The 21,047-nt window shown below is 70.9% G+C and carries 16 protein-coding genes; 8 read left to right on the top strand and 8 right to left on the bottom strand.

Features of this window, described 5'->3' with window-relative positions; genetic code table 11:
• Positions 1 to 51 precede the first annotated feature (51 nt).
• Positions 52 to 1,134, top strand: coding sequence for a LacI family DNA-binding transcriptional regulator (locus KBX71_RS12015; RefSeq protein ID WP_210818012.1), 1,083 nt, complete (start codon positions 52 to 54; stop codon positions 1,132 to 1,134).
• A 147-nt stretch (positions 1,135 to 1,281) separates the two neighbouring features.
• On the top strand, positions 1,282 to 4,746 hold the full coding sequence (locus KBX71_RS12010) for an alpha-glucuronidase family glycosyl hydrolase (protein WP_210818011.1): 3,465 nt from the start codon (positions 1,282 to 1,284) through the stop codon (positions 4,744 to 4,746).
• Positions 4,747 to 4,884: 138 nt separating this feature from the next.
• On the opposite strand, the gene KBX71_RS12005 is transcribed toward KBX71_RS12010, so the two are convergent.
• Both KBX71_RS12005 and KBX71_RS12000 read right to left on the bottom strand, forming a co-directional pair.
• A complete protein-coding gene (locus tag KBX71_RS12005) occupies positions 4,885 to 7,884 on the bottom strand; it encodes a glycoside hydrolase N-terminal domain-containing protein (protein WP_210818010.1) in 3,000 nt (999 codons plus the stop codon).
• A gap of 269 nt (positions 7,885 to 8,153) precedes the next feature.
• Entirely contained in the window at positions 8,154 to 8,324 is a 171-nt protein-coding gene (locus KBX71_RS12000; RefSeq protein WP_210818009.1) for a hypothetical protein, read from the bottom strand.
• 110 nt (positions 8,325 to 8,434) lie between these two features.
• On the opposite strand from KBX71_RS12000, the gene KBX71_RS11995 reads away from it, so the two are divergent.
• Positions 8,435 to 9,445, top strand: coding sequence for a hypothetical protein (locus KBX71_RS11995; protein ID WP_247683354.1), 1,011 nt, complete (start codon positions 8,435 to 8,437; stop codon positions 9,443 to 9,445).
• On the opposite strand, the gene KBX71_RS11990 is transcribed toward KBX71_RS11995, so the two are convergent.
• A complete protein-coding gene (locus KBX71_RS11990) occupies positions 9,393 to 10,250 on the bottom strand; it encodes a helix-turn-helix domain-containing protein (RefSeq protein WP_210818150.1) in 858 nt (285 codons plus the stop codon). The two genes, KBX71_RS11995 and KBX71_RS11990, sit on opposite strands and share 53 nt — an antisense overlap.
• A gap of 183 nt (positions 10,251 to 10,433) precedes the next feature.
• On the opposite strand from KBX71_RS11990, the gene KBX71_RS11985 reads away from it, so the two are divergent.
• The 3 genes from KBX71_RS11985 (at position 10,434) to KBX71_RS11975 (ending at position 12,290) form a co-directional block, all read left to right on the top strand.
• Complete coding sequence (locus KBX71_RS11985; RefSeq protein WP_210818008.1) at positions 10,434 to 10,778, top strand: DUF1330 domain-containing protein; 345 nt, start codon at positions 10,434 to 10,436, stop codon at positions 10,776 to 10,778.
• A 111-nt stretch (positions 10,779 to 10,889) separates the two neighbouring features.
• Positions 10,890 to 11,765, top strand: a complete 876-nt coding sequence (locus KBX71_RS11980) for an alpha/beta fold hydrolase (protein ID WP_210818007.1) — start codon at positions 10,890 to 10,892, stop codon at positions 11,763 to 11,765.
• A 126-nt stretch (positions 11,766 to 11,891) separates the two neighbouring features.
• Positions 11,892 to 12,290, top strand: a complete 399-nt coding sequence (locus KBX71_RS11975) for a hypothetical protein (protein WP_210818006.1) — start codon at positions 11,892 to 11,894, stop codon at positions 12,288 to 12,290.
• Positions 12,291 to 12,305: 15 nt separating this feature from the next.
• Here the strand turns inward: KBX71_RS11975 and KBX71_RS11970 are convergent, their stop codons facing one another.
• The 3 genes from KBX71_RS11970 to KBX71_RS11960 all read right to left on the bottom strand — a co-directional run bounded on the left by KBX71_RS11970 (position 12,306) and on the right by KBX71_RS11960 (position 14,475).
• Positions 12,306 to 12,689: a hypothetical protein gene (locus tag KBX71_RS11970; RefSeq protein ID WP_247683365.1), complete on the bottom strand. Its 384-nt coding sequence runs from the start codon at positions 12,687 to 12,689 to the stop codon at positions 12,306 to 12,308.
• A 104-nt stretch (positions 12,690 to 12,793) separates the two neighbouring features.
• Positions 12,794 to 13,963, bottom strand: coding sequence for a hypothetical protein (locus KBX71_RS11965; protein ID WP_210818004.1), 1,170 nt, complete (start codon positions 13,961 to 13,963; stop codon positions 12,794 to 12,796).
• Positions 13,960 to 14,475, bottom strand: a complete 516-nt coding sequence (locus KBX71_RS11960; RefSeq protein WP_124821096.1) for a SigE family RNA polymerase sigma factor — start codon at positions 14,473 to 14,475, stop codon at positions 13,960 to 13,962. The genes KBX71_RS11965 and KBX71_RS11960 overlap by 4 nt, the downstream gene beginning before the upstream one ends.
• A gap of 416 nt (positions 14,476 to 14,891) precedes the next feature.
• On the opposite strand from KBX71_RS11960, the gene KBX71_RS11955 reads away from it, so the two are divergent.
• Positions 14,892 to 15,938 carry an SMP-30/gluconolactonase/LRE family protein gene (locus KBX71_RS11955; RefSeq protein ID WP_210818003.1) on the top strand — a complete coding sequence of 349 codons (1,047 nt, stop codon included), beginning with the start codon at positions 14,892 to 14,894 and terminating at the stop codon, positions 15,936 to 15,938.
• Between the two features lie 51 nt (positions 15,939 to 15,989).
• On the opposite strand, the gene KBX71_RS11950 is transcribed toward KBX71_RS11955, so the two are convergent.
• A complete protein-coding gene (locus tag KBX71_RS11950; protein WP_210818002.1) occupies positions 15,990 to 16,628 on the bottom strand; it encodes a hypothetical protein in 639 nt (212 codons plus the stop codon).
• Positions 16,625 to 16,786, bottom strand: coding sequence for a hypothetical protein (locus KBX71_RS11945; protein ID WP_210818001.1), 162 nt, complete (start codon positions 16,784 to 16,786; stop codon positions 16,625 to 16,627). The genes KBX71_RS11950 and KBX71_RS11945 overlap by 4 nt, the downstream gene beginning before the upstream one ends.
• Positions 16,787 to 16,859: 73 nt before the next feature.
• Between KBX71_RS11945 and KBX71_RS11940 the strand changes: the two genes are divergently transcribed.
• Entirely contained in the window at positions 16,860 to 20,978 is a 4,119-nt protein-coding gene (locus KBX71_RS11940) for a tetratricopeptide repeat protein (RefSeq protein ID WP_210818000.1), read from the top strand.
• Positions 20,979 to 21,047: the final 69 nt, after the last annotated feature.

The raw sequence follows: 21,047 nt of genomic DNA, 5'->3' as shown, positions 1-21,047 counted from the left end.
TTCACCGCCGCCATACCATGATCACGGCGCGTAGCCGGGAGGAGCATGAAGATGCCCGACCACATCAGGCCGCCGGGACAGCGAGTCACGATCTACGACGTCGCCGTCGAGGCGGACGTCTCACCGTCCACGGTGTCCCGCGCCTTCTCCCGACCGAGTCGCGTCAACTCCGAGACCGCCGAACGGATCCGGCAGGTCGCCGAGCGGCTGGGCTACCGGACCAACCCCCTCGCGCGTGCCCTCACCACGTCCCGCACGCAGATGATCGCGCTGGTCATCGCCGACATCACCAACCCGGTGTACGCGGAGATCGTGCGCGGCGCGCAGGAGGCGGCGACCGACGGCGAATACACCACAGTGCTGATCGACGCCCAGGAGTCCGACCGGCTGGAACGGGCGGCTGTGGAACGCACCATGTCGACAGTCGACGGCATCGTGCTGGCCAGCAGCCGGATGTCGGACTCGGCCATCAGGATGATCGCCAAGCAGCGGCCGGTGGTGGTCCTCAACCGCTCTCTCGCCGACGTGCCCTGCGTCGTCACGGACGACCCCCGTGGGGTGCGGCGGGCCGCCGAGCACCTCGGCGAGCTGGGGCACGACCACATCACCTACGTGGCGGGTCCGCAGGCGTCCTGGCCCAACGGCATCCGCTGGCGCTCGCTGCTCGAGGCGGGCATGGAGTTGGAGATCAAGGTTCGCCAGATCGGGCCGTTCAGCCCCACCATGGCGGGCGGTGAGCGGGCCGCGCAGGAGCTGTGTGCGCGTCCCGCGACGGCGGTCCTCGCCTTCAACGACCAGATGGCCATCGGGATCATCCGCGGCCTCAGCCGGATGGGCGTCAACGTTCCGGGCGACGTCAGCGTCGTGGGCTTCGACAACATCCTCGCCGCCGACATCGTCACACCCGGGCTCACCACAGTCGCCGCACCGCTCTACGCGGAGGGCTCGGCCGCGACCCGGCACCTGCTCACGATGATCGAGGGGGCGCCCGGGCACACCGGCCGGCCGATGGTCCTGCCGGTACGCCTCGTCGTCCGCGACTCGACGGCCGCGCGCAACCCGAACCCTGGTCGCGCCCGACCACAGTGGCCGCGGCAGCGGACCACACCCGACCCGGCGGCCCGCCTGCTCTGAGGCCGTCCGGCCCCGCGACAAGAAACGACAACTCGTTGCCGGGGCGCGGCCACGCCGGCAAGGATCGACGCGCATCCATCCAGCAACGTCGTTGCGCTCGCGGGACGGGCCGAACGGCGTGCCCAGCGGACGAACGAGGAGATGGCGATGAACCGAGCTTCGGTGCCCCGGCTACGGCGAACCCTCATCGTGCTGGGCACGGCCCTCGCCACCGTCGCGGCCACTCTCACGGTCGCCACCACCGCGCCGGTGGCCGCGGCCCCGTCGTCGCCGGACGACTACAGCGGCTCCGACCTGTGGCTGCGATATGTGCCGGTCGACGACGCGAAGCTGCTGCAGGACTACCGCCGCGCGGCCACGGCGATCGTGGTCGAGAACGCCGACGCCACGACTGTCCACCGGCACACGACGGACCTCGCCATGGCGCCCGGTTCCCATGAGAAGCTCGTCGAGACCACGCTCGGCGCCGCTCGGGACGAGCTGGTACGCGGCCTGGGCGGGCTGCTCGGTCAGCCGACACCTGTGACGACGGCCGACGCCGGCACGGTCCCGGACGGCGCGGTCGTGGTGGGCACACCGACGAGTTCGCCGCTGGTGGGCCGCACCATTCCGGCCCGCGACCTGGCCACTGTGGGCGACGAGGGCTACCTCCTCCGCTCGGTGTCGAGGGGAAGGGCACGGTTCACCGTCATCGCCGGCAACACCGACCTCGGCGCGCTGTACGGCACCTTCGCCTTCCTCCGGCTCCTACAGACCCAGAAACCGATCGACCACCTCCGCGTCGCCGAGTCACCGAAGATCAAGCATCGGTTGCTGAACAACTGGGAGACCGAGCGTCTCTACGCCGGCAACAACGCCTCCGGAACCGGCGGGCTGAACGGCGAGAGCGGGGCGATCTTCAACTTCGCCGCGACCGGTGCCAGCGCCGGCCGGAACCTGCCCGTCATCCTCGACCGCTACCTCGTCATGGCTCGCGCGTTGGCGTCGCTGGGCATCAACGGCATCACCATCAACAACGTCAACGCCGACAACGCGTACCTGACGAGCGCCCGCATCGCGCAGGAGGCCGCCCTCGCCGACGCGCTGCGTCCGTACGGCATCAGGTTGGGCCTGTCGATCCGCTACACCGCGCCCACCGACAGCCGGTTCGCGCCGGACACGCTGACCAACAGCCAGCTCGACCCGTACGGCGCGGATTTCCGGGGCTGGTGGCACCGCCGCGCCCAGCAGATCCAGGCCGCGGTCCCGGACTTCATGGGACTCACCGTCAAGGCCAACTCCGAAGGTCAGCCGGGGCCACAGGACTTCGGGTACGACCACGGTGACGGCGCCAACGCCATCGCCGCCGCTGTGGCGCCGCTCGGGATGACTGTGCACTGGCGGACGTTCGTCTACAACGCCGAGGTCGACAACGACCGGCTCAAGCGGGCCTACCTGGAGTTCGGGCCGATCGACGATGAGGTCCAGCCGGACGGCAGCCGGGGACGCTTCGCCGACAACGTCTTCCTCCAGACCAAGAACGGGCCACTGGACTTCCAGGCCCGGGAGCCCATCCACCCGATGTTCGGCCGGATGGAGAACACCAACCAGGCCCTGGAACTCCAGATCACACAGGAGTACACGGGCCAGAACTGGATGCTGACCTACCTCGGCCCGATGTACGAGGAGATCCTCAAGACCGACACGTACGCGACCGACGCGAACGGGAAGCTGCTGAAGAAGCGCCTGGTCGGCAACATCGTCGACGGGACCGCCCAGCACCACCCGGACACCGCCATCGTGGGAGTCGCGAACCTCGGCAACGCCGACAACCTGACCGGGCACCACTTCGGCCAGGCGAACCTCTTCGCGTTCGGCCGTCAGGCGTGGGACTGGACGCTCGACTCGACGGACATCGCGACCGACTGGACGCGGATGACCTGGAGCAACGAGCGGCGCGTCGTCGACACCATTCGCGCGATGATGATGGGGTCGTGGGAGTCGCTGGTCAGCTACCAGACGCCACTGGGCATCGGCCACCAGTTCGCCGAGGGCGTCCACTACCGTCCCGACCCGGCCGACTGGGCGGGCCGCGACGACTGGAGCCCGATCTACTACAACAAGGCCGACAGCGTCGGTCTGGGCTTCGACCGCTCCCCCACCGGCAGCAACCTGGCCGCCCAGTACTTCCCCCGGTTGCAGCAGCGCTACGGGAACATCAAGTCGGTCCCGGAGAACCTGCTGATGTGGTTCCACCACGTGCCGTGGGGTCATCGGATGGACAGCGGCCGGACGTTCTGGGACGAGCTGGTCTACCGCTACCAGATGGGCGTCCAGTACGTGACCTGGATGCGGGAGACCTGGGAGACGCTCCAGCCCGACATCGACGCACGCCGGTTCGCCGAGGTACGCGCCAAGCTGGCGGTCCACGAGGCCGACGCCGCCGACTGGCGGGACACCTCGGTGAACTACTGGAAGGAGTTCAGCGGACGGGACATCCCGGTCGACGACGCGCCGCTGTCGGCGAAGATCGTCGTGAACGGGAAGACGTTCGGCGGCTTCGACCTGTCGGACACCTCGTACACCATCCCCGTGCCGGCCGGGGCGTCGCCGACCATCACCAAGGTGCGGACGGCCGACCGGAAGGCCCGCTACGAGATCATCTCCCAGGCGTCCGCCGTACCCGGCCAGGCGGTCGTCAAGGTCACGACCGAGAGCTTCTTCGGCCCCCTGGTGAAGAACTACGTCTTCAACCTGGTGCCCGACACGACGCTGACGACCCTGCGCGTCGACGGCAAGCGCCTGGCGTCCTTCTCACCGACGGTGCTGCGCTACAACGCCCTCCGGCCGGCCGGCACCACGACAGTGCCGACGGTCACCGCCAGCGCCGCGGACCCCGCCGCCTCGGTCGCGGTCGAGCAGGCGGCCAGCCCCACCGGGCAGGCTCGGGTCACCGTCACGAACGGCGGGGCCTCGTCGGTCTACACCGTGGACCTGAACACCACAAGCACGGGCAGCGACGAGTTCGACTCGCCCCAGCTCGGCCCGCAGTGGCAGTGGGTCCGGCCGGACGAGAGCACCCGGCGTCTGGCCGACGGGTCCCTGGTCATCACGGCGCAGCAGGGCGACCTCCAGGGCAACGCCAACACCGCGAGGAACCTCGCCCTCCAGGACGTCGACGGCGACTGGACGGTCGAGTCCAATGTTGTCTTCTCCCGCCCACTCGCCAGCAACAACGAGCAGGGCGGTGTTCTCGGGTACGCGGACGACAACAACTACGTGAAACTCGCCTGGGAGATGGGCAACGCGACAGCGGCCGTCAACAAGGCCCGGATCGTCTTCCTGCGCGAACAGAACGGCACGGCGTCGACCCTGGAGATCACCGGTGCCGACGCCCAGCGCATCGTCGGGGCCGACGGCGCCATCTGGCTCCGACTAACCAAGATCGGTGACAGCTACCGCGCCTACTACTCCAGCGACGGAAGCGTTTACCGCTACATCGGCTCCACGACGCTGAACGTCGAGTCGACGAAGGCCGGCCTGCTGGCCTTCAACCGGGCGGGCACCTCCACCGACCTCGACGTCGCCTTCGACTACTTCCGGATCGAGAGCCGCGGCGAGCGCATCCGCTAGCCCGATCGTCGGCCGGGTCCGGTGACACGCCGGACCCGGCCACCGTGCGGCTCGATGGATTGCACCGAAAGCCGCGACCGGGCCCGTCCCCAACTGGGACGGGCCCGGTCATGCTCCCCCGAGCAGGATCTGTTGCCGTCAGCCCCCGATCGCGATGGCGAAGACGTGCATGGTCGGCACGTTCGTGGCGGGCCGGGCGCTGATGTTGGGCAACACGACCGAGGCCACCGCCTTGCTCTGCAACGCGACACCCACGTAGTAGATGCAGGCGGCGGTGGCCTGGCGGGCGTTGTTGGGCCGGTTCTGGTACGCGGACACGATGGCCGCGGTGCCACCGGAGTGCGGCCCGCCGTACCAGTCGGGCGTGCCCAACGTGAACGTCTGGCGGGTGCCGTCGGCGTAGACCACAGTGCCCGTCCCTGACACCGCGCCGTAGGTGCCGGTCAGCAGGAAGCCGAGCGTGCTGCCGCTGCCGGTCACGCCGATGGTCTGGCCCGAGGCGATGGCGTTGTCGGCCGCCCCGGAGCTGACGTTGGGCCAGCGGAAGTTGACCCCGTTGCGGCTGATCGTGCCGCCCGGGCTCGCGCCGGCCGCCGCCAGGGCCTGCGCGGAAAGCGAGGCCCCGCCCCCGTCGAAGTTTCCGACGTTGGTGTTGCTGTCGCTGGTGATGCCGACGTTGCTGAAGCTCTGCTCCAGCGTCGGTGTGGCGACACCGGAACTGGTGACCCGGTAGGTGCGTCCAGCCTGCACGGTGACGTCGATCAGGTCGGAGTCGATCCGGGTGGTCCGGGCCGCCGTACCGTCGGAGGTGTCGACCACCGTGACGGTGCCGGTCAGGATCCGGGACCGCAGGCGGACGGTGCCGGCCCGGTCCGGTCGGACGAGGATCTCGGTGGCCACACCGCTCGCCCACGTGATGCCGACCGTGTGCCCACCCCGACCGCGCAGGCCGGTCACCCGTCCGCTCGGCCAGGCCGGCGGCAGCGCGGGCAGGACGTGCAGCTCACCGATATGACTCTGCAACAGCATCTCGGCGATGCCGGCGGTGGCACCGAAGTTGCCGTCGATCTGGAACGGCGGGTGCAGGTCGAACATGTTGGGCGCGAGTCGCGCGGTGGTGGCGAGGTAGCGGATCAGGTCGTGGGCCCGCTTGCCCTCCTCCATCCGAGCCCAGAAGTTGATTTTCCAGGCCAGCGACCAGCCCGTTCCGTCGTCGCCGCGCAGCGCCAGGGTCCGCCGGGCGGCCTCGAACAACTGCGGGGTGCCCCGCTTGGTGATCTGGTTGCTGGGCGCCAGCCCGTACAGGTGCGAGATGTGCCGGTGGTTGGGCTCGGTCTCCACCCAGTCGTAGAGCCACTCCATGATGTTTCCGCGCGAGCCGACCTTCATGGGCGCGAGCCGGTCCCGGGTGGCGCGAACCTGCGCCCGGAAGGTGCTGTCCACGTCGAGGATCTCGCTCGCGCGGGCGACGCCGTCGAACAGGTCCCGCAGGATCTGGTTGTCCATCGTGGGGCCGGCGCACACGCTGGCGTTCGAGTGGTGGCTCAGCTCCGGCGAGTTCGACGGGTTGGTCACCAGGTAGCCGAGGGTCGGCTCGGTCACCAGGGTGTTGAGGAAGAACTGCGCCGCGCCCTTCATGGCCGGGTAGTTGGTCCGCAGGAACTCGATGTCGCCGTTGAACAGGTAGTGGTCCCAGATCAACGTGGACAGCCAGGCGCCACCGGTCTGCCACATGCCCCAGAACGCGCCGTCCACCACCGCTGTGGCCCGCCACGCGTCGGTGTTGTGGTGGGTGACCCAGCCGCTGGCGGCGCCGTACTGCACCTGGGCGGTCCGCGTTCCGGTGACGGCGAGGTCCCGGACCATGTCGAAGACCGGGTTGTGACACTCGGCCAGGTTCGTGGTGTTGGCCGGCCAGTAGTTCATCGGCAGGTTGGCGTTGATCGTGTACTTCGAGTCCCAGGAGGGGGCCAACGAGTCGTTCCAGATGCCCTGGAGGTTGGCCGGCTGGGTGCCGGGCCGCGACGACGAGATCAGCAGGTACCGCCCGAACTGGAACAGCAGCGCCGAGAACTGCGGGTCGTTCACGCTGTTGTGCTGGGCGATCCGGACGTCCGTCGTCTGGTCGGCCGCGGACGTACGGCCCAGGTCGAGGGTGACCCGGCCGAACAACGCCTGGTAGTCGGCCACGTGCCGGCTGCGCAGCTGGTCGTAGCTGCTGGCCCGCGCGGCGCTGAGGCGCTGTCGGGCGATGCCCTGGTAGTCGCCGCCGACATTGCGGTAGTTGACGTAGCTGGAGCCGATGGAGACCAGCAGGGTCACGCTGTTGGCGTTCGTCACCCGCAAAGTGCCACCGGAGCTGGACACGCTGCCGCCGCTGACGGTGGCGTTGGCCAGGGCCAGGAAGCGCACCGCGCCGGTGATGCCCTCCATGTTCCCGGAGATGCCGTCGAGGCCGATCGTGGTGCCGTCCGGGCTGGAGACCGTGGTGCGCTGCGGGCTGTCGAAGGTGGCGGTGAAGCTGATCGAGCCGGTCCGGTCGGCGGTCAGGCGAATCGCGATGACCTGGTCGGGCGCGCTGGCGAACACCTCCCGCTGGTGACGAACGCCGTTGAGCACGTACGTCGTCGTGACGGTGGCGGTGGTCAGGTCGAGCGTCCGGTTGTGCTGGGAGGCTCCGCTGGCGGATCCGAAGGCGAGCCGGAGGTTGCCGACGGTCTGGTAGGCCAACTGGCCGCCGGGGTTGCCCATCATGGTCTGGTTGATGAGGTCCTGGGCCTGGGTCCACTGGTTCGCGTTGACCAGCCGCCGGATCTCCGCCAGCGCTCCCGCCCCTCTGGTGTTGCTGGGGTCGTGGGGCCCACCGGCCCAGACGGTGTCCTCATTGAGCTGAAGTCGCTCGGTGTCGACGTTACCGAAGACCATGGCGCCGAGCCGGCCGTTACCGATCGGCAGCGCCCGCAGCCAGTCGGTGCCGGCCCCCTCGTCGTACCAGAGGGCGAGGTCCCCGGCGGCCAACACCTGCGGCGGCGCCACCGAGTCCGCCTTGGCCACGGCGGTCCAGGGCACCGGCAGGAGAGCGCCGCCCGCGCCGGCCGCACCGATCTTGAGGGCTTGCCGTCGGGTCAGGTCTGACATCGATCCTCCAAACGGTGACCAGTCCGGCCACCCCGAAGCGTGACAACTATGGGACTCGACATGGGGATCCGCGAGCCAGACATCTGATGTGTTTCGGGAAGGTTACTCCGGGGCCACAGAATAGGCAACGGTCGATCGATTGGTGAGCAGATCACCCATCTGGCCGGTCAGCAAGATGCATGGGCAGGTGAGCAGCGGCGGAATGACGTGGCATCGCATGGCAAACCGCCGGATCGACGCCCACGGCAACCAACCCCGGTGGACATACATCAGATGTACGGAGGTGGGACCGCCGAACAGGTCGCGCACCGGTCCGACGAGCACCGATGCGTCCACTCGAAGAACACCAGTGGACCCGGCACCGTCACCAGCAGCCACACCGCCAGCGCCACCGGTCCGGGAAACGACAGCACCACCATCCGCCAGGTCGCCGCTCTCATGGGTTGATCATGGAGCACCGCTCCCATCGAGCACAGTGGCTGGCGTACACAATCGGGTTGTTCTCTGCCGGCGCACGGGTGACCATGGGCGGCATGGCGGGAGGGCGGCGGTGAGATCGCCTCTTCAAGGTGGGCTACCGCCGGGTGGCGCGGTGGTGGTCGGGGCCGTGGTGGAGATCGCCTGCGACGAGTCGGGCTTCTCCGGCACCAACCTGCTGCACTCGACCGCCCCGGTGATCACGCACGCCAGCGTCGACCTGGCCGTCGACGAGGCGGTCGCGCTCATCACCGCCCTGCGGTCCGGGTTCCGGTTCGCGCCGCACGAGCTCAAGTCCGGCCGGTTCTTGCGCGGCTCGGGTGCGGAAGAGGCACTGGAGTGGTTCCTCGCGGCGGTGACCGGCCGCGCGCACGTCCACCTCATCGACAAGGAGCTCTTCCTCGTCACCCGCATCGTCGACTTCCTGCTGACCGAGCCGTCGTACGCGGCGGGCACCCGCCTCGCTCGCGAGCACCGTCCGGCCGCCCTCGCCCTGCACGAGGCCGGACGCTCGACCGGAGACGACTGGGGCTCCTTTCTGTCTGCGTTCGTCGACCTGGTCCGGATGAAGCGGCGACTCCCGGTCGACCAGACGGTGCAGCGGTTCTTCCAGGCCCGGGACGCGCTGCGGCGACACGGCCTCGGCACGGTGGCCGACGCCGTCCTCGACCAGCTCAGCCCCAGCCACGTGCGGGCAGTGGTGGCCAGGCTCGACAGCGACGACCGCACGGTCCCTCCCCCGCTGGAACCGCTGCTGCCGGCGCTGGCGGAGACGGTCCTGTCCTGGAGCGGCGGCCAACGGCAGGTGCTGGTGACCCACGACGAGCAGAGCGCCCTGACGGCCGATCGGCTGACCCGCCTCCAGCGGGTGTTGGCCGACAACGGCGGGGCGCCGACGGCCGGCAACCGGGCTGGGGCGTTGCCGAGCGGTGCGTCACCCCTGGCGGGGCTGGTGATGGTCGACTCCCGCGACGATCCGCGCGTGCAGGTCGCGGATCTCCTCGCGGGAGTGGCCCGGCGGATGCCCGGCATCATCGGCGACGCGCTCCGTCAGCCGCCGCCGGGTCCCCAGGGTGACGGGTAGCCGAGTCACGATCGGCACGGGCTCGGAGGGCTTGCGTGGTCTCCGAGTCAGCGGGAAAGAACGCCTCGACGGCCAGCCCGGCGACTGTGACATCCCGCGGCGTGCCGAAGAGGGTCGTGGTGCTGACGAAGGACAGCTCCTGGTCACCGTGCCGGTATCGCAGCGGGACGAGAACACGTGAGAGGGCATCGCCGGCCGGTGTCGTGTCGACGTCGCCACCGGGATAGCCGCGCAGTTCCTCGTGCAGGTCGTACAGGGTCGGGTCGCTGGTCGACGTCGCCTGCTGGTGCAGCCGTTTCAGCAGGTGGGCACGCCACTCGGGCAGATTGACGATGCGCGGCGCCAGGCCGTCGGGGTGCAGGCTGAGGCGCAGCACGTTGATCGGTGGGGTGAGCAGGTGCGGCTGCGCGTCCATGGTGAACAGGGCGACGGCAGGGTTGGCGTCGACGAGGTGCCAGTGCTGGTCCACGAGCAGCGCGGGGTACGGGCTGTGACCGTCGAGGATCTGTCGTACGGCGGCACGTACCGGCGCCAACTCGGGGTCGCTCAGTTCGTGGCGGGGGTACGCGGGCGCGTAGCCGCCGGCCAGCAGCATCGTGTTGCGCTCGGCCAGCGGCATCTCCAGGTGTTCGGCCAGCCGCAGGATGAGATCGGGGCTCGGCCGGGATCGCCCGGTCTCGACGAAACTCAGATGCCGGGTCGACACTCCCGCCTCGATCGACAGGTCGAGCTGGCTCATTCCGCGAGTTCGGCGCCAGTCACGCAGCAACTCCCCCACTGGTCGCCCCGGCCGGGTCGAGATCATCACTCACCGACCCTAATTCCGCGCCGGCACCCGGGCCATTACCTGCGAGGTAATCGACAGCCCACCACAACAGCGGCAATAGTGCTTTCGACACGGCCGATCCGGCGCCGCGACGCGGCGGCCCACGCCGCCCGCCACCACCGCGACCCCGGGCAGAAGCCCAGACGCAAAGGACAGACAATCATGACCGCGTACGCGCTCGCCCACCTCCGCAAGGCACCCGTCCACGCCGACGTGCTGACGTACCTGGAGCGAATCGACGCCACCCTCGCGCCTTTCGCGGGCCGGTTCCTCGTCCACGGCGGCGCCATCGACGTCCTGGAGGGCGACTGGCCCGGCGACGTGATCGTCATCGAGTTTCCCGACCTGACCCAGGCCCGCTCCTGGTACCGGTCCAGCGCCTATCAGGAGATCAAGCCCCTGCGGACGAGGCACCTCACCGGCGAGGTGATTCTCGTCGACGGAGTCGAGCCCGGCCACGACTCGTCGGAGATGGCCGCGACCATCCGCCGCGCCACCGATCGGTAGTACTTGACCATTGCCCGCCAGGATCGACGCACGAGCGCCGTCCCGAAGAACCGGGTGGCTCGCCGCCCTCAAGGCACCCTGACACCGGTCAACCGGCCGTAGTCTCATCGAATGCAGGACATCCAGACGCACACACTGGTCATTCCCGGCGTCGACCTGGTCTACGACGTCCGCGGCCCGCTGCCTCCCGCTGGCGCCCACCGTGCGCTGCTCATGATCGGCCAACCGATGACGGCGGAGGGCTTCACCGCGCTCGCCCCGCACTTCACGGACCGCACGGTCCTCACCTACGACCCGCGCGGTCTGGGCCGCAGCGTCCGCAAGGACGGTCGGTCCGACCACACGCCGCAGCAGCAGGCCGCCGACCTGCACGCGCTCCTCGAAGCGCTCGACGTTGGTCCGGTCGACGTGATCGCCAGCAGCGGCGGCGCGGTGACCGCACTCGAACTGGTCGCCACCCACCCCGACGACGTCGCCACCCTGGTGGCGCACGAACCGCCGATCAACGCCGTGCTCCCCGACGCAACGGCCGCCGAACGCGCCCGAGCGGGCTTCTACGACGCGTACCAGGCGAAGGGTTCGGGTGCGGGGATGGCCGCGTTCATCGCGATGACGTCCTGGCAGGGCGAGTTCACCGATGCCTACTTCGCCCAGCCCACCCCCGACCCGGCGATGTTCGGCATGGCCGCCGACGACGACGGCAACCGCGACGATCCGCTGCTGTCGCAGAGCTCGTGGGCGATCACCGACTACCGCCCCGACGCGAGTATGCTCACCGCCGCGCCCACCCGCATCGTGGTCGCTGTCGGCGAGGAGTCGGCCGGAACGTACACCGCTCGCACCGCCCTGGGCCTCGCGGCGCTGCTCGGCCAGGAGGCCGTGGTGTTCCCGAGCCACCACGGCGGGTTCCTCGGCGGCGAGTTCGGCTACGCGGGCAAGCCCGAGGAGTTCGCCGCGCGGCTGCGGGAGGTGCTGAACGCCGACTGACCCCTGCTCAAACGAGCAGGAGAGCGGACCTCGTGCAGGTGGCCCGACCAGCCGTATCGTGAGAGGCGGAGACGACGATCAGCCGTCTTCGATTGAACGCCACCCGCGGCGGTCGAGGAGAACGAGATGATTGCTCTGGCTACCATCGGCGCAATCGTGGGCGTCCTGCTCGTCGGTCTCGTGGTCCTGGTCCGCAAGCCGGCCGACACCCGGTCGGTGCTCAGATGGTCGGCCCTGGCGATCACCGTGCTGGTGGCCGCCGCGCTGACCCCCTTCACCGTGGACGACTCGGGCACCGCCGCCACCTATCTGCTCGGCGTTCCGGTTGTCACGGCGCTGCTGCCCGTTCTCGCGCAGCGGATCGGTCGGCTGGCAGTGGTCGCCGATTTGGTGGCCGCGCTCGTCCTCACCGGATGGGGTCTGCTGCTCGGGCTGGGCATCGGTGGCGCGTTCCTACCGGCGGTGATACTTCTGATCGCCAGCGCCGCGGGCACCTGGGCGCCGCGACCGTCCACAACCGCGTGACCGGGTGACTCGCCGTCAGCCGTCCGGGGTGAACAACCCCTGGACGCCGACGACGATCGCGATGAGGCCGAAGATCGCGAGCAGCAGCCGCACGCCGGTGGCACCGTCTGACCGCTCGTCGCGCGGCGTCGACCGTCCGGTCAGCCGGCCCCACAGCAGGGCGAGCCCCACAGCGATCCCCACCACCTCGAAGTGGAACACCCGAGGCCCGGACACCAAATGGACGATGAGGTAGTAGCCGCCGGTCACCAGGGCCACGAGCCCGACCACCCACGCGATCGGGGCGGCCCGACCGGCGAGGCGGCCCAGGTCGTCGCCGACCCGTGGCAGCAGCCGCAGCACCGCGACGGCGAGCAGGAAGCCACCGACGATGTTGGCGAGGTCGAGCAGCAGAGCCATAATCACGAGGAGTCTCCGTCGATCGGGTGATCAGCCGGTGGGAGCGTACCCACGGACCCGGTCGGTTGAAACGACCCGGACGGCACGCCAACGATGGAGGCCGCTCAGCGTTTGCAGCGCCACACCAACGGCCGCCACGCCTCGTTCTCGTAGACGGCCCCGACCACCGTCAGACCGTCGTCGCTGATCGCCTCGGCCGTGTACGTGCCCGCCTCGGTCGCCCGCACCTCGGGCCGGCCCGGCAACCGGCGGTAGGTGCCATCCGGGGCCACGACCAGCGGCGCACCGTCGACGACCAGCACCTCACCATTGCCGGCGACGCCGCTCGCCCCCGGGAAGGGCAACAGGCTCACCGCTCCGGTGGCGAGATTCCACAGCACCGGCAGCATCTGCACGGCGCCGTTCCGTTGGCCGCCGGGAACCATGCCGATCGCCCATTCGCCGTGCGCCGAGTCGATCGACGCCCGCGGGTAGCCGTCAGGCACCGCCAGCGCCGCCCCGACGCCCTGCGGCGTCCACCGGTAGGGCCGGTCGCCCACCGTGCCGACGATCGTGCCGTCCTCGGTGATCCCGGTCGCCGACGATCCCCGTTGGCCGACCAGCCGGTACTTCTGGGGCTGGTCCGTCGACCACAGCACGGCCTGGTGCGAGTCGTCGGACCTGCGGGCGGTCCCGACGATGTCGCCCCGGCCGTTGACGGCGTGCACGAGCACCGCGTCGTAGCCGGTCGGGGTGGCCAGGAAGCGCAACTTCCCATCCCGGTACAGCCAGCCGGTGCCGTCGCCGTTGGTGCCGACCACATCGCCACTGGCATTGACCGCGGCCGCGTGCCGCGCGGCACGCGGCAGGACAACCGGTCGGCCGTCGGTCCACCGCACGACCCGCCCGTCCTCCTGCCCGGTTCCGATGTCACCGACGACGTGCCGCCCGGTGGGGTCGACTCCGTTGGCCACCGCGACCGGACCCCCGACCGGTTGCGACAGCCACTCCGCCTGGCAGGTGACCGGCGGGCGCGGAGCGGTCGACCCGGTTTCGGCAGGTGACACCGCGAGCGCCGACGTGGTCGGGGCCGGCGGGCCGGCGGTCCCACCGACCTGAACGGCGCCCACGACACCGACCCCGGCGAGCACCGTCAGCGCGGCGATCCCGCCGACGCGCCGACGCTGGCGGCGACGCCGGCCGTCTCGGACCGCCCGGCCCAGGTCGACCCGCGGCTCGGGTACCGGCACCGACCGCAGCAGCTCGGCGATCCGCTGATCGTCCACCGTGGTCATCTCGGACTCCTCACTGACATCTCGGTGACGTCGAGCACCTGGCGAACGGCCGCCAACGCCCGAGCCGTCTGCGACTTCACGTTGCCCTCGGAGCAGCCCATCGCGGCGGCCGTGTCGGCCAGTGACAGGTCGCACAGGAACCGCAGGACCAGCACGGTGCGCTGGCCGCGCGGGAGGCGAGCGAGCGCGGCGAGCAGGCTGTCCCGCTCGGCCAGGTCGTCATGCGGGGTCACCGGCGAGCGCTCCGGCTCCGGCACCGACCCCAGCAGGCGGACCTTCGCCCAGCTCAACCGCTTCTCATCGACGAGCTTGTGCACCAGCATCCGATGCACGTACGCGTCGACGTTGTCGGCCCGGCTGACCCGGCGCCAGTTCACGTAGAGCGCCGTCACCGTCTGCTGCACCACGTCGTCGGCCAGATGGGCGTCGCCGCACATCAGGAACGCGGTCCGATGCAGGCTCGGCAGTCGCGCGGAGACGTACTCCACGAACTCACCCTCGGCATCCACCATCGAGGCTCCCTCCTCCGCAAGCTCGACGGGACCGGACGACCATCACGTTGCGTCCCCGTCGAAGAAGGCGGGAAGCCCTAGCCGACGGCGCTGGTCATCCGGCGGACCGCCTCGGTGATGAGCTCCGGCGCGGTGGCCAGGTTCCAGCCCGTGTCCGGCTGAACGCCCGGGGCCACGGCTGATTCCGTCTACTGTGGTCGTACCGGAAGGATTTTCCGACGCTATTGTGCATTGACCAGCGTCTTTGCGTGTCGCCTCCGATCCGTTTCGGAATCAACGTCGAAAGAATGCTGCGGGCCGCTGGTTCGTAACTTAGGCTCCGGATTGCCCACACCGACGGCCCGCCCTCACGCCGTGCCAGCCACCGAACCTCGCACGCCGGCCATCGCAACCCTCGACGCCGATTGGAGTATTCGATGACCTGGCGTCCCACCATTGCCGCACTTGCCGGCCTGTGCCTTGCGGTCAGCGCCACCACACTGCCCGCCGGTGCTGCCGTCGACGCTGAGCATGTTAGCGCTCACGCCGCGCTCGCCGGCCCGCCCGGCGCACCGCCCGGGGTCTGCCCGACGGGGGCCAGTTACGGCTCACCGCTGCCGGCCAGCACCGTGACGGCTCCACGAATCCAGGGCGGGTTCACCTTCCTCGAAGGGCCGGTCTGGGTCGCCGACGGCGGCTACCTGCTGATGTCCGACATGGCCGGCGGCACCGGGCCGTACAACGTCCAGCCGTCGACGATCCGCCGGTTCACCCCGCCGGCGACCTTCGACACGTTCATCGCCAACTCCGGCAGCAACGGCCTGGCACTCAGCGCCGACGGCCAGCAACTCGTCGCGGCCACCCACGACCAGCGGAACGTGTCCGCGTACCAGCTGAGCGACCAGGCCCGCAGCACCGTCGCACCGAACTACCAGGGCCGGGCCTTCAATTCGCCGAACGACGTGGCGGTCCGATCCGACGGCGTCGTCTACTTCACCGACCCCAACTTCCAGCGCGGCAACCGCCCGGACCAGATGAGCGGGCGTACCAGCGTCTTCCGCGTCTCCAACGGGCAGGTGTCGCTGGTCGACGACCGGTTGCGCCAACCCAACGGCATCTCGCTCTCGCCGGACGGGTCCGCGCTGTACGTGGGTGCCTACTCCGAGAACAAGATCTACAAGTACGCGGTCCAGCCGGACGGCAGTGTCGGTGCCCGCAGTGTCTTCGTGAACTACATCGGCGGGCCGGACGGCGGCACGATCGACTGCGCCGGCAACGTGTACTGGACCTCGGGCGGCGACTCCCTGGTCCACGTCTACTCCCCCACGGGCACCCAGCTCGGCACCATCCGATCCGGCAGCTCCGGCACTACCAACGTGGCGTTCGGCGGCCCCGACCGGCAGACCCTCTTCGTCACGTCGGGTCGGTGGGGCGACTCCGGGCTGTACAGCGTGCGGCTCAACGTCCCCGGATACCCGTACTGAGCGACGGCTGGAGGGCGTCCCGCTTTCGTCGTAGCCCGACGTGGCGGCACGCTATCCGGCGGTCGCGGCGATGAACACCACTGCCCCGGCCACCACCAGAGTGGCGGCCAGGAAGGTCTGCCGGCGGGACCGGCGCAACGTCTCCCGGACCTGCCAGGCGTGCGCGGTGGCGAGCAGCCAGCGCAGGTACGGGTCGGTCCGGGCGATGTTGCGCCGCGCGGTGGCGAGCCCGTCCCGGAGGGCGGCCCGCTCCTGCGGCGGGGCCGTCGGCAGGCGAGCGGTGATCTCCGCGGCGATCCGGCGATGCCGCAGCAGGCCGTCGACGTCACCCGCGTACCCGCCGAAGTGGTGCCAGGGCTCGGCCTCCAGCCGCTCGCGCAGCCCGCGCAGCTCCGGGCTGGTGAGCGAGGCCGGCGTGGTCATCGGCGGGACGAGCACCTCGCTGGTCCGCCAGATCGCCCAGGCCACACCCACCAGCGCCACCAGCAGACCGCCGCCCGCCCACGCCGCGTGCGCCCAATCGGTGACCTTGCCGGCGGCGATCAGCGGGCCACCTCCGAGCAGCAGCGCGCCCACCGCGCCGGCCGACGAGATGATCCAGCGGGCCGCCGCCCGGCTGTCCGCGACCGAGTCCAACGGGGACGGCAGCGCGTCCAGCCCGGCGCCGCTCGTCGGTGACTCCCCGGTCATCGGGCGTCGTCGCGGAAGACGACGCCCAGCGGGCCGTTCTCGTCGTCGGGCAGATCCGTGTACGGCACCCAGCGCTGGCCGTCGAAGAACTCCAGCTCACCGCTGTCGTTGATCCGCACGGCGTTGACCTGCGCGAGCTCCTCGGGATTGTCGGCCATGGATACAGTATCGGTCAGTCCGGCAACCCGCCCCGGCGTCGGGTCGGCCGCCGGCTGACCGCAGGGGGCCTCTGTGATCCGGTTGACCGTCAGCGCGACCGACGTGGTCCTGGCCGTCGGGGACGACCGGTGGCGACACCCGGTGGGGCCGGCCGATCAACGCTTGGCCGACCTGCTCTGGCGACTGCGCGGCGATCCTTCCGTGGAGCTGTCGTACGAGGTCGGCGTCGCGCTCGGCCGCCGCTTCCTCGACGCCCCCGGCGCGGCCCTGCGCGCGGAGCTGGCCCGGCCCGGTCGGCACCGGCTTGGCATCGAGGTCGTCGACAGTGCCCTGGCCGACCTGCCCTGGGAGACCCTGGTGCTGCCCGGTGACGAGCTGCCGCTGGCGCTGCACCCGGACGTCGACGTCTGCCGGACCGGCCCCGACACACCGGTACCCGCGGTCCGGGTGGACGGCCCGCTGCGAATGCTCGCGGCGATCGCTAGCCCGGACGACTCCACCCAGCCGCTGCTGGACCACGAACGGGAACTCGGGCGGATCCTCGGCGCGGTGGAACCCGGGCACCGGCACGGGGCACGGGTGCGCGTCCTGGAGTGGGGTAGCGCCGCCGCGATCCGGGCCGCCCTCGCCGAGGAGCCGTTCCACGTTCTGCACGTCTCCAGTCACGCGGGCCCCGGCGCGCTGCTGCTGGAGACCCCCACCGGCACGGAGGATCGCGTGGACGCCGCGCGGTTCCTGGCCGAGGTGCTGCCGCCGGGTCGGACCGTGCCGTTGATCGTTCTCGCCGGCTGTTCGACCGCTCGCCAGGATCAACGGGAGCTGCCCGGGTTGGCCGGGGCGCTGCTGGCCCATGGCGCACCGGCGGTGCTGGCGATGAACGGGACGGTCAGCGACGGGTACACCATCGAGTTCTGCGCTCGGCTCTACGAGCGGCTGGCCGCCCGGAGCGAGCCGGAGCTGCTGGCGGAGGTCTCCGCCGTACGCCGCGAGCTGGCACCGACCGCCGCCGAGTGGTGGATTCCGACGCTGTTCCTGGCCGACCACGGGCTGCGGCTGGCCGGCGGCCGGGACGGCGCGGCCGGCGCCCCGACGCCCGGCCAGTCGGTCGTCGGGCACGGTGTGGTGCGCGCACCCACGGACTTCGTGGGCCGCCGGGAGATCCTGCGCCGGCTGTCCCGGGGAAAGCTGCGGGTGCTCGTACACGGCATCGGTGGCATCGGCAAGACGAGCCTCGCCGCGGAACTCGCGCAGCGGTTCCGCGGCGCGGGCGGCATCGTGGTGGCGACCCACGGCGACGCCACCGTCGACGGGATCCTCGACGAGCTGCGCCGCCAGGTGGAGAGCCGGTGCGCGGAGGTGACCCCGGACGAACCGCTGCGGCGATGGCTCGTCGCCCTCGCCGAGCCGGGGCAGGACTGGCGGCGACGGCTGAACGCGATCGCCGGCGGCGGCCCGCCGCTGCTGCTCGTCCTCGACAACGCCGAGGACGCCCTGGACGCCGAGCACCGGTTGGCCGACGCGGACCTGGCCGCGTTCCTCGCCGCCTGGGCGGCCCGGCACGAGTTGGTCGTGACCAGCCGGCACCCGTTCCCGGTCACCGGCCTCGAAACCTGCCACCTCGGTCCGCTCTCCTGGCAGGAGACCCGCAAGCTGCTCTGGCGGCTGCCGGGCGTCGGCCGGCTGGCGCCGGCGGAACAGCAGCGGATGTGGCACCGGCTGGGTGGCCACCCGCGCGCGCTGGAATACCTCGACGGCCTGCTGCGCGACGGCAGCGCCCGATCCGACGAGGTGGCCGGCCGACTGGCGGCGGCCGACGGCCGGAACGCCGGGCCCGCAGAGATTGGCACGCCACTGGCCGAGGCCGGCGCGCTGGCCGCCGAGGACGTGCTGCTGCCCCGGCTGCTCGCCCGCCTGGAGGCCGTCCCGGCGGCCCGCCGGTTGCTGCTCGGCGCGGCGGTGTACCGCACACCGGTAGACCGCACCGGCCTCGCCTGGCAGCTCGCCGACCCGGTGGACGGCAGCAACCCACCACCGGAGCCCGCGGGGCTGGACGAGTCGGTCGAGACCCTCGCCCACCTGGGGCTGCTCGCCCCGGTGACCGGAGGCCACCTGGTGCACCGGTGGACGGCGGCGAGCCTGCTGCGGATCGCCGGCCGCGACGCGGTGGCCGACTCGCATCGCCGGGCGGGCCGTTACTGGGGCTGGCGGGCCCGGTCCAGCAGCGACCAGCACGACTTCATCCGCCGAACTGTCGAGGCGCGCTACCACCACCTGGCGGCGGGTGACACCGACGAGGTCGTCACCTACTCCGAGCTGGCCTGCCATGAGTTGCACGCGGCCGGGCACTGGGCCTGGGAGGAGAAGATCTGGCGGGAACTGCTGCCGATGGCGCCCCCGGGCTCGGCGCGCTCGGCGAGCTTCCTCAAGGGACTCGGCGACGTACACCTCAACCGGGGCGAGTACCCGCGGGCGACCGAGCGCTACGAGGCGGCGCTGGCCGTCTACCGGGCTCTCGGCGACGACACCGGGGTCGGCAAGCTCCTGCACCACCTGGGCCTGGTCGCCGACAACCGGGGCGACCGGGCGACCGCGGACCGGCTGTACCAGGAGGCGTTGACGATCCTGAGCCGGCTCGACGATCGCGCGGCCGTCGCCCGGACCCTGCACCAGCTCGCCGGCATCGCCCGCGGCAACGGCGACGCCGAACTGGCCATGTCGCGTTACCTGGAAGAGCTGGCGATCGTCCGGGAACTCGACGACCTGGACGGGATCGCGGCGAGCCACCACCAGATCGGCGTCCTCGCCTTCGAAGCCCGGGACCTCGTGAAGGCGGAGCAGTGCATCGAGGTGGCGATCACCACCTACGGGCGGTTGGGCGTCCGGGTGCAACAGGGCAGTGGCCTGGTGATGCTCGGACGGATCGCGCTCGCCCGCTTCGCCTACGACGTCGCCGAGTCCCGGGTCCGCGCCGCCCTGAAGATCTTCGAGGAGGTCGGCAGCAACGGTCACATCGCTGAGTGCACGCTGCTGCTCGGTCACCTCTCCCGCGACCTCGACGACCTCGAATTCGCCGAGAGCTGCTTCGCCCGCGCCCGGACGATCGTCGCGGCCCTCGGCGAGGACCCGCTGCTGCGCCGCTGCGACGAACTGCTCGGCTGCGTCCGAACCGTCCTCGGCCGGGCTGCCGAGGCGGTGCCGCACACCCTGAACGCGATCGGCGGGGACGACGAGCCGCCGCACCAGTCGGCCCTGGAATGGTTGGCCGTGCAGCGCCTGGAACTGGGGGTGCCTGCCTTCTCCGACCTATTGGCCCGGCACCTCGACCCACGGCGGGCGGCGCAGCGGGTCGAGTGGGTCGAGTCGTACCTACGGTTCCGGTTCGACGGTTCCCACCCGACACCGCTGGGCAGCGGATACGTCCTGCTCGCCATCGCGGCCGCCCAGGCGGGCGAGTTCGGCACCGCCCGGATGTGTCTCCTGCGGGCGTTGCCGATCTGCGCCGCCGCCGGCTACCGGGCGGGGGTCGCCAAGTGCCACGAGGACCTCGGCCTGGTGGCCCTGGAAACGCGCCGGCTGGCCGAGGCCCGGTCCCGCTACGAGCAGGCGCTGGAGGTCTACCGGGTGCTGCGCCACGAGCCCAACCAGGCCATCGTCCTGCACCAGCTCGGCCGGGTCTGCGAGGAGCAGGAGGATCTCGCCGGCGCGGACGGGTTCTACCGCCGCTCCATCGCCATCAAGAAACGGCTGGGGAACCGGTCGGGTGTCTCCAACAGCACCTTCCACCTCGGGCGGGTGGCCGGTCTGCGCGGCAACCGGGCCCTGGCCGAGCGGTGCTACCGGACCTGCCTGCGGATCGACCGCGAGCAGGGCAGCTGGGAGGAAGTGGCGCTAGACCAGGTGGCGATCGGGCAGCTGCGCGTCGAGCAGGGCCACCCTGCGGAGGGGATCCCGCTGATCGTCGAGGCACTGAGCATCGACCGGCAGATCGGGTCGACGAACGCGGCACTCGACCTCAACGCGCTGCGCGAACTACGGGCCGGGCTCGGCGACGAGGCGTTCACGGCCATCCTCACCGACGCCTTCGGCCGGGCCAGCACCGCCGAGGTGCTCGATCTGATCGCGGTGCTACCGACCGCGGCTGAGCATGCAGATCCTTCGGTGGCAGTACACCGACGAGCGGGAGAACGCTGACGTGAGGTTGCACCGACTACGCAGGCGCTGCGAGCAGCTCGTCGCCGAGCTTGAGGTGCCCGAGCCCTT

The sequence above is a fragment of the Micromonospora sp. D93 genome (assembly GCF_018070365.1).
Taxonomy (GTDB): Bacteria; Actinomycetota; Actinomycetes; order Mycobacteriales; family Micromonosporaceae; genus Micromonospora; species Micromonospora ureilytica.
The sequence above is the reverse complement of the archived record's forward strand: the minus strand, read 5'-3'. Positions and strand labels throughout refer to the sequence as shown.